The 13548-nt window shown below is 50.0% G+C and carries 9 protein-coding genes; 4 read left to right on the top strand and 5 right to left on the bottom strand.

Translation table 11 applies throughout. The features are described 5' to 3' along the window. Window positions 1-43 precede the first annotated feature (43 nt). Window positions 44-838: a sensor histidine kinase gene (locus ACJ2PR_RS19155; protein ID WP_446878146.1), complete on the bottom strand. Its 795-nt coding sequence runs from the start codon at window positions 836-838 to the stop codon at window positions 44-46. A 380-nt stretch (window positions 839-1218) separates the two neighbouring features. Here ACJ2PR_RS19155 and ACJ2PR_RS19150 point away from each other — a divergent pair, with 380 nt between their 5' ends. Together ACJ2PR_RS19150 and ACJ2PR_RS19145 are read left to right on the top strand one after the other, a co-directional pair. Further along, window positions 1219-2877 carry a Ppx/GppA phosphatase family protein gene (locus ACJ2PR_RS19150; protein WP_446878145.1) on the top strand — a complete coding sequence of 553 codons (1659 nt, stop codon included), beginning with the start codon at window positions 1219-1221 and terminating at the stop codon, window positions 2875-2877. 739 nt (window positions 2878-3616) lie between these two features. Further along, a complete protein-coding gene (locus ACJ2PR_RS19145) occupies window positions 3617-4405 on the top strand; it encodes a WecB/TagA/CpsF family glycosyltransferase (protein WP_446861930.1) in 789 nt (262 codons plus the stop codon). Between the two features lie 349 nt (window positions 4406-4754). Here the strand turns inward: ACJ2PR_RS19145 and ACJ2PR_RS19140 are convergent, their stop codons facing one another. The 3 genes from ACJ2PR_RS19140 to ACJ2PR_RS19130 all read right to left on the bottom strand — a co-directional run bounded on the left by ACJ2PR_RS19140 (window position 4755) and on the right by ACJ2PR_RS19130 (window position 8309). Beyond that, window positions 4755-5822, bottom strand: coding sequence for a hypothetical protein (locus ACJ2PR_RS19140; protein WP_446878144.1), 1068 nt, complete (start codon window positions 5820-5822; stop codon window positions 4755-4757). 84 nt (window positions 5823-5906) lie between these two features. Continuing rightward, window positions 5907-6719: a PIN domain-containing protein gene (locus ACJ2PR_RS19135; RefSeq protein WP_446878143.1), complete on the bottom strand. Its 813-nt coding sequence runs from the start codon at window positions 6717-6719 to the stop codon at window positions 5907-5909. Between the two features lie 99 nt (window positions 6720-6818). After that, window positions 6819-8309: a site-2 protease family protein gene (locus ACJ2PR_RS19130; RefSeq protein WP_446878142.1), complete on the bottom strand. Its 1491-nt coding sequence runs from the start codon at window positions 8307-8309 to the stop codon at window positions 6819-6821. A 20-nt stretch (window positions 8310-8329) separates the two neighbouring features. On the opposite strand from ACJ2PR_RS19130, the gene ACJ2PR_RS19125 reads away from it, so the two are divergent. Together ACJ2PR_RS19125 and ACJ2PR_RS19120 are read left to right on the top strand one after the other, a co-directional pair. After that, a complete protein-coding gene (locus ACJ2PR_RS19125; RefSeq protein ID WP_446878141.1) occupies window positions 8330-8494 on the top strand; it encodes a hypothetical protein in 165 nt (54 codons plus the stop codon). A 196-nt stretch (window positions 8495-8690) separates the two neighbouring features. Further along, the gene (locus ACJ2PR_RS19120) at window positions 8691-11744 is read left to right on the top strand and encodes a WD40 domain-containing protein (RefSeq protein ID WP_446878140.1); all 3054 of its coding nucleotides are present in this window, start codon (window positions 8691-8693) and stop codon (window positions 11742-11744) included. Window positions 11745-11952: 208 nt separating this feature from the next. On the opposite strand, the gene ACJ2PR_RS19115 is transcribed toward ACJ2PR_RS19120, so the two are convergent. Beyond that, entirely contained in the window at window positions 11953-13404 is a 1452-nt protein-coding gene (locus ACJ2PR_RS19115; RefSeq protein WP_446878139.1) for a tetratricopeptide repeat protein, read from the bottom strand. Window positions 13405-13548 lie beyond the last annotated feature (144 nt).

Below are 13548 nucleotides of genomic sequence, written 5' to 3'. Positions count from 1 at the left end.
AGAGTCTGAATTGAGCCTAATCAGCGTTCAAAAGCATCCAAACCTATTGTGCAACGAGCAGGGTAAAGAAAAACCGACTGCCTTCTCCGTGGGTGGATTCAAAACCGATTTGACCGCCCTGGTTTTCGATCAAAAGCTTACAGAGAGAAAGCCCCAACCCGGTGCCCGAAATGTTGGCACGATCGCGGTGTCGCACTCGATAAAATCGCTGAAACAACTGAGGTTGAGCCTCGGTCGGAATCCCTAACCCGCGATCGCGCACCCACACTTCCACCAATCCTTCTGAATGCAAACTTGCCCCAATCACAACAGCAGTCTGAGCAGGAGAATACTTAATGGCATTAGACACAAGATTGATCAACACTTGAGACACCTGCCAGCGATCGCCCCAAACCTCTGGCAAATCGGACTGAAACTCATAGGCGGCTGAATGATGAAATAGACCCATCACTTCTTGGGCCAGACTGCTAATTGAGAAGGCGATCGGCTGAGACACCAAACCCCCTGCTTCAAACCTTCTCAAGGCAACCAGGCTTTGCAGCATTTCTTGCAAATGTTCGACCTGTTGACGAATCAGATCTAAAAACTCCTGACACTGGTCATCATTCAAAGACGGCTCACCCAGCAAATGGACAGATCCTTGCAGCGAAGTCAGAGGGGTGGCGAGTTGGTGCAGCAATAAGTGGATAAACTCGGTCTGAGAATCCACCTGATCTTGCAGTTGTTGTTTTTCGTCAAGCAAGACTTCGAGCAGGTCGGACGTGTCCAGCAGAGGGGCAATCGGGCGATTTCCCTGAGACGGATTGTGGTTCTCACCAGGTAAAGGAACGTGAGACATCTCAGTTTAATCTCAGTTTGGGCGTTGAGTGCGAAAGAGATCATCTATGGCCGTTTAGGAAATGCCTTGGCACTTGACGAGCCTAGTTATTCAGATTATTTCATTATGTTACAAATCTAAAGTTTTTTAGCAAACTTGGACGGTAAGCATTTCTACCTGGAGAGATTTTGTCTGATGAATTGTTGTAAAAACGACCTGAGAAACTCTTAAGATCAACCTGACCCTCGATCTGCAACCTCTTCTAATCGTCCTCCGTCAAGATAGAAAGTAGACCGCAACCCGTTAACTGTCAGCTACGCATCTATCTTCTAACCCGTTAAAAATGCTACAAAGTTTCTGTTGTCGATCGTCCCATTCTGCCCCGCAAGCCGCTTCATCGCATGGTTAAATCAACCTATACTCCTCCCGAAACGTTGGTCAATATTCCTACGCTGCCCAGCGATCGAGACCGCATCCTAGCGGCAATAGATGTGGGGACAAATTCAATTCATATGGTTGTGGTTCGCATTCAGCCCCGGTTGCCCGCGTTCACAATCATTGCGCGAGAAAAGACGACAGTGCGATTGGGCGATCGCTGCAAGCAAACTGGACGACTCACCCCAGAAGCGATGACACGGGCAACGGACGTACTAAAACGCTGTCAAGAAATTGCCAAAAGCCTCAACGCCGAACAGACGATCGCTGTCGCCACTAGTGCAGTTCGAGAAGCCCCGAATGGACAGGAATTTTTGCAGCAAATCGAGGCAGATTTGGGGCTGTGGGTCAATCTGATTTCAGGGGTCGAAGAAGCTCGGAGAATCTATCTAGGTGTGCTTTCGGGGATGCAGTTTAATGACCAACCCCATGTGATCATTGACATTGGTGGTGGCTCAACTGAGTTGATTTTGGGTGACGGGCACGAACCGCGAACCCTCAGTAGCACTAAGATTGGAGCAGTCCGCCTGACTTCAGAACTGATCACCACCGATCCCATTAGCCCCACCGAGTTTCAGTATCTCCAGGCTTATATTCGCGGCATGTTAGAGCGCCCCGTCGAAGAGTTGCAGACTCAACTCAAACCAGGCGACACCCTGCGAATGATTGGTACGTCGGGCACGATCGAAACTCTGGTCAGTCTGAATGCTCGTGAAAAATTTGGCACGGTTCCCACGCCACTCAATGGCTGTCAAATCACTCAAAAAGACCTGCGTGAATGGGTCAATCGCCTCCGAAAGTTGAGCTATGCCGATCGCCTTTTAATTCCTGGACTCAACGATCGACGCGCTGAGATCATTCTGGCGGGGGCAATGATTTTGCTCGAAGCGATGACTTTGCTCAAGGTGGAGGCGTTAGAAATCTGTGAACGATCGCTGCGCGAAGGAGTCGTCGTTGACTGGATGCTGGCCCACGGCTTGATCGAAGATCGGCTTCGCTATCAAAGTTCTGTCCGTCAGCGTAGCGTTCTCAAAAATGCTCAAAAGTATCAGGTCAATCTAGAACACAGTCAGCGCGTCGCTCAATTTGCCCTCAACTTGTTTGACCAAACCCGTGGTCTGTTGCATTCCTGGGACACCGATGCACGAGAACTGCTGTGGGCGGCCGCGATTTTGCACAACTGCGGGCACCATGTCAGTCACGCCTCTCACCACAAGCATTCCTATTACCTAATTCGTCACGCAGAACTGCTGGGCTATACCGAGATCGAGATTGAAACGATCGCCAATCTAGCCCGCTATCACCGCAAAAGCAGCCCCAAAAAACGTCACGACAGCTACCGAAATCTCACTAGCAAAAAACATCGTCGCATTGTTGAACAATTGAGTCCACTACTGAGATTGTCCGTTGCCCTTGACCGCAGACAAATCGGGGCGATCGCTGACATTCAGTGTGACTATATTCCTGACCTACAAGAGATGCGGCTGCTGCTACAAGCGACTGAGCCTGGCGAAGATTGTGCTTTAGAACTGTGGAGTTTGGACTACAAAAAGAGCAGCTTTGAGTCAGAATTTGGAGTCAAGCTTGTCCCCATTCTGAGAACAATTTCAGCTAGAAACCCTTGAAACTAGGTGAATTCGATGAGGTAAATTTGATGAGATTGTTCGCTTCGGTTATCAATTCGAGTCACTTCCAAATCCCCTACGAGTGAGGGATTTAGGGGGGCTGCCCAGATTAATCATCGTAGCGAAAGATTTCACCGAATTCACGCTGTTTTACGTTACCCGCAAGGGGTCGCTTCACGTTACCTACAAAAAGTCGCGTTTTAGTTGCAGTAGAAAAGAATCAGAAATTGCTCTGAATTCAAGCTGTGAAGGGATTCAAGCGACTCCGTATTTTCTAGTAGGTAATCTTCATCATCTATTAGGTTTTCTTCACTGAATTTTTACAGAAATAGCGATAGGTTTGGGGGCAGGCAGCTTAATTTGCTTAAGTTTAGAGGAATCTAATTTCTTCACCTCAAAGTCGAATTTATGTAGGCATATTTCATCTGAGCTTCACGCTCCACTGAGTAAAAATACGGTATCTTCTCCTTAAAGGGTACAGATTTTCTACTAACTTCTCAGCTTGTTCTCCGTATTTTATCTATTAAGGATATTCACTGATAAACATACGGAGGCTTCTCAAAAAGCTTATCTGTCTTTAGTCTCGCCCCCGCTAAAGTGCTTAACCAGTAGGCTTTAAGTAACAAAGTAGACTTGACAACTACAGCGCCCAAGAATTACTCTGCCCGGTAATTTAATTTCTATAGATTGGTGCCTGAAATCACTTTCAGAGTAAATTTCCAGTTTCAAGAATGCGATCATGACCTTAGAAACTTCCATTCCTGCTCAAAGCGTAATTGGCTTTCCGGTGACTGCACTGCCGTTTGACCAGCAGATTTCAGTCATTCTCAAGTGGGCCAAAAGTCGAATCAGTAAAGTGGTCTGTGTCGCCAACGTTCACATGCTCACAGAAGCCTCCTGGGACCCTGCACTGGCCTCAGTTCTCTACAATGCAGATATTGTCACACCTGATGGGATGCCGCTCGTGTGGATGGTGCGACTGTTGGGCCGCTATTCGCAAGACCGAGTGGCAGGGATGGATATCATGATGTCGCTTTGCGATCTGGCTCCTTCTCAAAACATCAGCGTCTTTTTTCTTGGCTCCGAACCAGAAATTTTGGACAACATGCGGAGCCGCTTTGAGCGAGAGTTTCCTGACCTCACCATTGCAGGCATGGAGCCTTTACCGTTTCGTCCGCTGACCCCTGCTGAGGATGCGGCAGTCATTCAAAAAATTCATGAGAGCGGGGCAGGAATCGTCTTTGTGTCTCTGGGTTGCCCCAAGCAAGAATTTTGGATGGGACAGCACAAAAGCAGGATTCAGGCGGTGATGATCGGGGTCGGGGGCGTTTTTCCCATCTATGCAGGCATTCACAAACGGGCACCCTATTTCATTCGTGAATCAGGTCTGGAGTGGCTGTATCGTCTTGCTCAAGAACCTCGTCGGCTGTGGGGCCGCTACCGCAAAACGATCCCACCGTTTCTGTGGCTGGCGTGTAAGCAGCTTTTGAGTTCACAAGGGAAAATCCAGACTTCGAGCCGAGATTAAGCTTGAGATGGGCGAGGCTCGTAAATTAAATCGTTATCTATAGGATGTGTTGAGCTAACTCGATCGCGCCACCAGCCTGAAATCTTAAAATCGGTGCGTTTCGCATAGCTGTGCGTTAACGTCAGTTCGATGAATTCTTCGCTTTGCTTGCAGATTCCAAAACGCCCCCTAAATTCCCCACGAGTAGGGGACTTTAAGACCAGATCTCCGACCCAAAGATTTTCATCTGTAGGGGATTTGGGGGACAACATAGATCTGCAACCAAAGCGAAGAAATTCATCGAATTCACGTTGATCAAAAAGTGTTTACAGCCGATCGAGCGAGTTGGTATACCTGATCTAATTGACGCTCAATCCGCTTGATCGAGCCGTCCCCAGGCAGCAATCACGGTTTGAAGAGGCTGGGGTAGGTGAGTCTGAATGCTATCAGAATATTGAACCGTACCAGCGCGAGTCGAAAGTGTAACCGTGATAATGTCTGCGGAGCCTGGAGTAGCGGGATAGCTGAGGCGATCGTACGCCTTGATCGCTGCCATGACCTGTTGAAACTGACGCATCTGCTGAGAAGAAATCTGAGTGGTTTGCAGCAAAGAAGCTGTGCCATTGGGGTTGAGGCGACTGCGAATCAATCGACCGTCTTGAAGCAGAACAGTTTGTTGCGTTTGACCCGCGAAGCCGCCACTGGCGATCGCTCGAAAAATGACGCTTTGCGGTAATTTGGGCAGGTCATTCACCGGAATCTGAACAGGCTTCAGTAAAGTCTCCCTGGCGGATTGGTCAAGCTTCACCAACGAGCCTGAGAAATTGGTGCGATAGACCCAGCGCTGTCCGGTTGCTTCTACCACCACGAGCCAACCAGGAGCCAATGCCTGAGTACAAAAGACTCCCTTCTCTGCCAGTCCCAGACAGCCATCGCTCCAGGTTCTTTGTTCAGCTTGGGTGATCCGCAGCGCAGAGCGAGAATTTGATTGCGCCACCGCATTTCTCAACACCGCATCTTCTACCGACGCTGGAGGCGATTGATCCTGGATTCCCGCTACACGCAAAACTCGTCCTTCGCGATCGGTGTGATAAACCCAGGTTTGCTGGTTTCTAGCGACAACTACGCGCCACCCCTCAACTAGAGCTTGACCACACAGTTCATCTGGTCTTGCCAACTCCAGGCAGCTATTTCGCCAAGTGCGCTTTTCAGCGGTTCTGATCCGCAATTTTTTGAGTGGCACTCTGACCCGACGAGACAGATCGCGCCGCACCTGATCCGCGATAAACTTTGGCAGGGCTGAGGAGCGATTGCTTCGCTTGAGCAGGTTGATGGGATCAGCAGACACAGGCTGCACCATTGGCACACCCGTCACCAGAGACAAGACCGCCACTAAAACAATCACAGACAAAAATTTAGTCGATCGGTTAAGTTGCATCGCAAAGCAGGATAACAAGAACTGCACTCCCAGACGCAGAGGTGAGGATAGCAAGTTCCAGTGTGAGGTTGACGAGTGCAAAACTTAATTTTCGACGGTGGACATCTCCGGCAAAGTGGGTAGGTTGCGATCGCGCATAAATTGATTAAACGCTTTGGGCTGCACGATGTACCAGACAATTCCCATAACTAAAATTGCTGCGACCAGCGCTGATAAGCCTGACACGATTTGATAGAGCGCCGTAGGATGGTGAGAATCTGGACGGATGGCACGCAGACTTTCTGCTCTAGAAACTCTGGAAACAGCGCGGGACGGCGGTCGAGCAGGACGAGTTGGTTTGGTCGCGGTGGCCACACGAGTAGACGAAGGCATAATGCCAACTGTCACTGTTGTAGACCGCATGGCTTGCAAATGTTGAGCCACGATCGGCGGGCGACGACCGCTACGAGTCCAGATCAACAGTGCCGACAGCGGAATTCCACAGAGATTGGCGATGCTTAATCCTTGAATGCGCTGTAACAGCGGTTGATCATTACCAATCAGGGCCACAAGCCGACCAGGACTACTGCGTGACAGCCCATAAGCACATTCTGCAACCGTGAGCGCAAGTCGGGCCCGCCTGCTATAGATCTGTCCAGCAACGGGTTGGAGTGAGGAATGAGTCGCTCCAACGCCCGTCAATTGCCAATCGCTCTCACCAAAAAAACGCACAAATTCTCTAGCGGTCTGCTCCTGATTGCGATCGACCCCAACTCGCCCTAGCGCCTGGATCTCTTCGTAGACTGCCTGGGGTACAAAACACCGTCCAACTCGTGAAAACTCTTGCCACTCGCGGGTTTGACCAGCCAGTAGCGCCGTGAGATCAAACAGGAGAAAAATGGGAGGTAATTCAGACATGGTTTTAGGGAGGTGACTCAACGGGAACTCTAAAGTATGAAGTGTAATTTATCACTGACCGTTTACGCTTCACACTTGATAACTTAAATTTCAACAACCTCACCCACCAATTCCGAGTCGTCCTGCCAAACTGGGTGTCAGGGGTAAAAGAATCGTAACCATTAAAAAGAGAGCCAGCAAGCCTAACGCCGCCCGTGCGTCATCGGGTTCTAACAATTCATTCAGGCTGGGGCGTTCTAAATTGCGCTGCAAGACCAAAATCACGATCGCCCAATATAATGCTAGCGGATTCACCAAAGACGTGAGAGCTAACAGGATCACGGTCGCGATCGTCGTCCAGCCTGCAATTTTGCGTCCGTAGATCGCCTGGACAATTCTGCCACCATCAAGCTGACCCGCAGGCATGAGATTGATCGCCGTGACGAGCAGCCCAATCCACCCCACAATGACCAAGGGATGCACAGCAATGACGGTCTGCTGAAGCGCACTGCCCAAGACAACTCGTGCCAAAGTTCCTACTAAAATCGAACCCTCAAAAAACTGAGTCGGCACCTTAAACAAACTGCCCTCATGAGAAAGCAGCAAGCCACCGATCAGCAAAATTAACGAAACGATGCCACCAGCGGCTGGGCCAGCAAACGCGATATCAAACAACGCATTTCGGCTAGGCAGCAGAGACTCAAATCGAGTGATCGCCCCAAAGGAGCCAATTTGCCAGGTTGGAATAAACAAGGGAAAACTCAGGCGAACCTGATGCCGTCGTGCCAAAAACCAGTGACCCAACTCGTGAGCCGCCAAAATCGTGAGAATGCCACTGGCGATCGGCAACACTTCCCGGTATCGGCTCAAGTCGGTGTAAAAATCAAAGCCCAGTAGGAATCCAGACGTTTCTAAACAGGTTGCGATCGTTCCCGTCAACAAAACCCCTGCCAAAATCTTTTGGGTCAGCGTGGCAGGCTTGGGATCATTGGCGCTCGGTAAGATGACGACAACTGGCTTGCCATCCTGATTTTCGACCAGAAACAGCCGATAGCGATCGCCCAATTTGTCGTGCAGATTTTTGGAGAGGCGATCGTAGGTCGGTTCAATTTCACCTCGCAGATTACCTCTAAAAATCGCCCCATTCTGATAAGGGATCGTTTCAGTTGCAAAAAAAGTATCAATCCCAAAAATCCCTTGAATTGTCTTGAGATCCTCTAAGGGAATGGGCATCTCCTCGGGTTTTTCGAGGCTATCGGGTGAAGGCGTTGTCAGCGTCTGGGAGGGAGGCTCGATCGCCTGAGTTTCAAGATTGTCAGTTTCAACATTGGATAAAGTAGACGATCGCTTGGTCAAGCCTTCCTGACCTGCCGCCCGGAGCCGTCGTCCAATTAAAATATAAGAGCCAGTAGAAATCACAAATAACAACAAGACACCTGCCAAATTGAGGTAGATGCCCACCGAAAACAAACCAAAAAACAGCAGCCAGGGAGCCATCAGCACAGCCGACTGCAACCAAGCCAGAATGCCAATTTTGCCAAAGGGTCTGGCCCGATAATAGCCCCAACCCAAAATCCCTAAAGCCACTAGCACAGTTAGCGCAGTAATCATCTCCAAACCCCTGTAAGACAATGCTTACGCTCGATCAAGCAGAGAGCGCTTCTAAATCTACTCTATCGAAGTTGGGGGTCTGTGGAGCGATCGAATTTGGAGAGATAGACCTGATTGCAGATGATCCAACCTGGACAGACTGGGCGGACTCAAAGTTGTCTCTTAAAGTTGTACAGCAATCATGAGATTGAACCTTGAAATTTCAGTGTAAATTTAAGCAGGACGATAATTTTGTAGCCCTGGAATAATAACAATCCCAGCGTTTCCTCTTTTGTTTCCCCTTCAGCTTAACTCACCCTGACTTGCCAGAGTCCTATTCTCCGGAATTCAAAGAGTGAGGATGTTGTTGCCAGTGCAAAGCCTCCGCATCTAATCAGGGTCATGATTGATATTTTCATCTCCTATTCACGAAAGGATGAAGCGTTTGTTCGCCGACTGCACGACGCGATTAAAAAGAGTGGACGAAACGCTTGGGTCGATTGGCAAGACATTTTACCAACCGATGAATGGTGGAATGAGATTCAGCGCGGCATTGAGGCAGCAAACACTTTTGCATTTGTGCTGTCGCCTGACTCCATAGCCTCCAATGTCTGTCGAGAAGAAATCGATCATGCCCTTCAGCAACACAAGCGCCTGATCCCGATCGTCTACCGCGAAGGCTTTGAACTCGACAAAACCCTGCCAGCCCACCATGCGTTAGAACGCCACAACTGGCTGTTTTTTCGGGACAGCGACCCGTTTGAGCCAGCCTTTGAGAAACTGATCAAGGCAGTTGAAACCGACCTGGCTTATGTGAAAGAACATACGCGACTATTGGGACGATCGCTCGAATGGGCGCGCAAAAATCACGATGATAGCTGTCTGCTACGCGGCACTGAGTTAGCCGCCGCTAGAGGATGGTTGCTTGTCTCGCAAGACAAAGATCCGCCGCCGACTGCTGCTCAAAGAGAATATATTGTCACTAGCGGTCAAGTTGAAAGTGCGCGTCAAACCGCCGAAATTCAGCGCCAGCAGGCTCAAATTCGCAGACAAAAGATTTTTATGGGCACGCTGGTTGGCACGCTGGCGATCGCCGTTGGGTTAGGAGTGGTTGCCCTGCGGCAGTCTCGCATGGCCAAGATGGGCGAGGTCAAAGCGGTGATAGCTTCTTCGGATGCGCTGTCTGCCTCCGATCAGCGATTTGCCTCTCTCAAAGAGGCATTACGGGCAGGCAAACTGTTTCAGGACTTGTACCTGACTCAGCCAGAGCTTCGGGCAAAACTCAGCACCACACTCCAGCGATCGGTGTCTTCGGTGCAGGAGTTCAACAGTTTAGAAGGGCATCGTAACGGCATTCTCAATCTTGCTTTTAGCCCCGATGGTCAGACGATCGCATCGAGCGGCCGCGATGGCATGATCAAACTCTGGAAGCTGGACGGCACGCAAGCAAAAAGCTTTGATGCTCACACCACTTTTATCTGGGATATGAAGTTTAGCCCTGATGGTCAAACGATCGTGTCTGCCAGTCAAGACGGCATGGCGAAACTTCTAGACATCAACAGTGGTTTACAAAAAATACTTCCCGGACATACTGGTGCGATTTGGATGGTGAACTTCAGTTCCAATGGGGAGATGATTGCAACGGCGAGTGAAGATAAAACTACAAAACTTTGGCGAAAAGATGGAACGCTGATTGCAACGCTGAGTGGTCACACAAAAGGTCTTAACGATGTTGCGTTCAGTCCAGATAGCAAAACGATCGTCACCGCTGGGAAAGACGGAATGATCATGATCTGGAAAACTAATGGAACGCGAATCAAACCGATTAAAGCACACGAGAAAGCCGTGCAGCAAATTGCCTTTAGTCGCGATGGTAAGCTGTTTGTTTCTGCCAGCGAAGACAAGACTGCAAAACTTTGGAGGTCTGATGGCACCTTTCTAAAAACTCTGAAGGGGCATACGGCTATCGTGCGGCGCATGGTGTTTAGCCCTGATGGAAGCACGATCGCAACTGCCAGCGACGACACAACCGTGCGACTGTGGAAACGCAACGGAACACCGGTAAAAACGCTGACCGGACATCAACACGTCATTTACAGCGTCAGCTTTAGCCCCGATAGCCAACGGATTGTCACTGCTAGCAAAGATAAGACGGTCAAAGTGTGGACACGCACTGGACGGCTGCTCGAAACGCTCTCAGAGCATACCGATTGGGTGCGGCAGGCGATCTTCAGCCCCGATGGTCAAATCATTGCGTCTGCCAGCGAAGACAAAACCATTAAATTTTGGAAGCTTGATCGTCCCTTGCTGAAAGTGCTGAGACGGCATGAAGCAACGGTGCAAAAAGTGGAGTTTAGCCCAGATGGGCAACAACTCGTTTCTAGTGGAGATGATAACGTTCCAAGGGTGTGGAGCCGAGACGGTAAACTGCTGGCAGCGCTGAAAGGACACACAGACGCGATCGGCTCGGTGCATTTCAGTCCCAATGGGCAAATGATTGCGTCAACCAGTGCAGATAAAACGGCTCGGCTGTGGAGAAAAGACGGCAAGCCAGTCATATTTAAGGGCAAGCCAGTTATTCTCAAGGGGCATCAAGATACGGTTTGGGAGGCGATTTTTAGCCCCGACGGGCAACTGATTGCAACTGGCAGCGAAGATGGAACCGCCAAACTCTGGAAGCTGAACGGGACTCTTATTAAAAATCTGAGCAGCACTGAAACCAGTGTGAATGACTTGGAGTTTGGCTGTAGTGGGCAAGTTCTGGTGACGGTGGGCAAAGAAGGACTGGTAAGACTTTGGAACCGGAATGGAAGTCTGCTCAAAACGCTGAAGGGACACAGTGACAGCCTTTATCGGGTGCAGTTTAGTCCCGATGGGCAGCGGTTTGCTACGGCAGGGGTCGATCGCACGATACGCTTGTGGGATTGTCAGGGCAACACGATCGCCACAATGACGGGGCACACGGGCACGACTCGAAACCTGAGTTTTAGCCCTGATGGGCAGTTGCTCGCCTCGGCCAGTTTCGACAACACGGTCAAGCTTTGGAGGCTGGATGGGACGCTGCAAACCACTTTGAAAGGACACGATGCCCAAATTTCTGATGTCAGCTTTAGCCCAGATGGTCAAACAATCGCCTCTTCCAGCTATGACAACACCATTCGTCTCTGGAATCTGGATGGCACTTGGCTAAAAACCCTGCGAGGACACGGAAATGCAGTCATGGCGATCGCGTTTTCTCTAGACGGTAAACAACTCGCTTCTGGTAGTGAAGATCGATCGGTGGTTCTCTGGCAGTGGAATGCTGAATTAAATGAATTGATCGCGGATGGCTGCACCTGGCTGAAAGATTACCTGCACACCAATCCCAATTTGGATGAGAGCGATCGGGCGTTGTGCAAAGAGAGGAAGAGTTTTGAGCTTTCGTTGTCAAATCCCTTAGACGATTTCCTGAAATAAATTTACCCAAATGTTACCGATAGTTGATGGAAAAGCCCTCAGAGACGGTCTTCCCAATCTAAAATCCAAAATGGTATCAGATTTTGAACTTTAGACGGGAAGCCTTCTGAGTCTTTAGCCTCAAGTGCTTTAGCCCTTGGCAAATCTGTAGCGCTAACTCAAAGAGTTGGCCTTGAAAGGTAAAGCCACCCCTCTTTCAATCAAAACTCTATTTGGTCTTGAGTTTGACGATTTGAGATAGGACGCTGCGGTAGCCTTCTGCTTGACCTTGTTGGAGGTAGAGATCGCCTGCTTGTCTCAGATCAGTCAATGCTTCTTGACGATCGCCCAGGCTGGCAAGCAATACGCCGCGATGATAGTAAGCATCTGCACTAGTTGAATTGATCCGTAAGGTTTGGCTAAAGTCAGCGATCGCCCCGCGCGCATCTCCCAGATCCATTCTGGCTTTGCCGCGATTTTCGTACGCTCTGGCATCGGTGGTGTCGAGACTGACGGCTTGGGTGTAGTCAGCGATCGCCCCGGCTCGATCGCCCATTTCTGACTTGGTTTCGGCACGGCTGACGTAAGCGGCCGCGTAATCTGATTTGACCTGCAACGCCTGAGTGTAGTCAGCCAGTGCGCCCTGTTTGTCTCCGACAGAGGCCTTCAAATCACCGCGACTTTTTAACACTTCTACATTGTCGGGCTGGAGTTTGAGGGCTTGATTGTAGTCAGCGATCGCCCCCTGCACATCTTCTAGCGCAGCCCGTACCATTCCTCGTCTCAAAAAGGCATCGGTCTTGTCAGGATTGAGTTTCACCACTTCGCTAAAGTTAGCCTGAGCAGCTTCTAGATTCCCCAACTTAGAATGAGCCAGCCCTCGATTGTAGTAAGCAGAGGTGTAGGTCGGTTTGAGGCGGATGGCTTGATTAAAGTCAGCGATCGCCGCCTGGTCTTCTCCAATTTCATGATGCAGTGTGCCGCGACTTAAATAGGCTTCTGCGTAGTCGGGCTGAAGTTTGATCGCTTGATTTAAATCATTCATAGCAGCCTGACGATCGCCCTTCGAGAAGCGAACATAGCCCCGATTGAGTAAAGCAGGTGTGTAGCTCGGCTGAAGCTGTAAGGCTTGATTGAAGTCAGCGATCGCGCCCTCGGTGTCTCCAGACTGAGCACGAATGTGTCCCCGATTGACGTAAGCAGTCACCAGACTGGGATTTAGCTCTAGGGCTTTGTTGAGGTCAGCGATCGCACCCTCGGCATTACCCACTGCATAGAGAGTCGTTCCGCGTTGGGCATAGGCACCCGCATCAAAAGGACTGAGCCTGATCGCCTGATCAAAGTCTGCCATCGCTCCAGTTGAGTCACCCAGATTCGATCGGGCTGCCCCTCTTCCGACGTAAGCATTACTGAGATTGGGATTTAGCTCGATCGCTTTGTTGTAGTTCTCAACGGCTCCTCGATAGTTGGCGCTTCTAATTTGACCTTCTCCGGCTCCGTAAAATTTCTGAGCTTCTTGTTGGGTTTTAGACAGTTCAGACGCTTTGACGGGTTCTGTTGGGGTCGGTGCTTTGGCGGATTCTGTCTGGGCTGCCAGCGGCGCAACACTACTGAAAGTTGTAACCAAGCCAACCACAACGGCTTGGACAGCGTGACGTGAGGAAAAACGGATCAGGCTCATGGCTTTAAGTCAGGATGTCTTAGAAAGAACAAGGGTCTTTTTCTAGCTGACTGTTCCCAAAATTGAGGCCTGGATCACGTCTGGCTTTATGAAGTTTTTACCAAAGCTTAAGGAGTTTCCCGGAGGAGAGGTTTCTCTGCAAAA

Source organism: Phormidesmis sp. 146-33, assembly GCF_052939515.1.
This window is presented reverse-complemented; position numbering and strand designations above follow the sequence as displayed.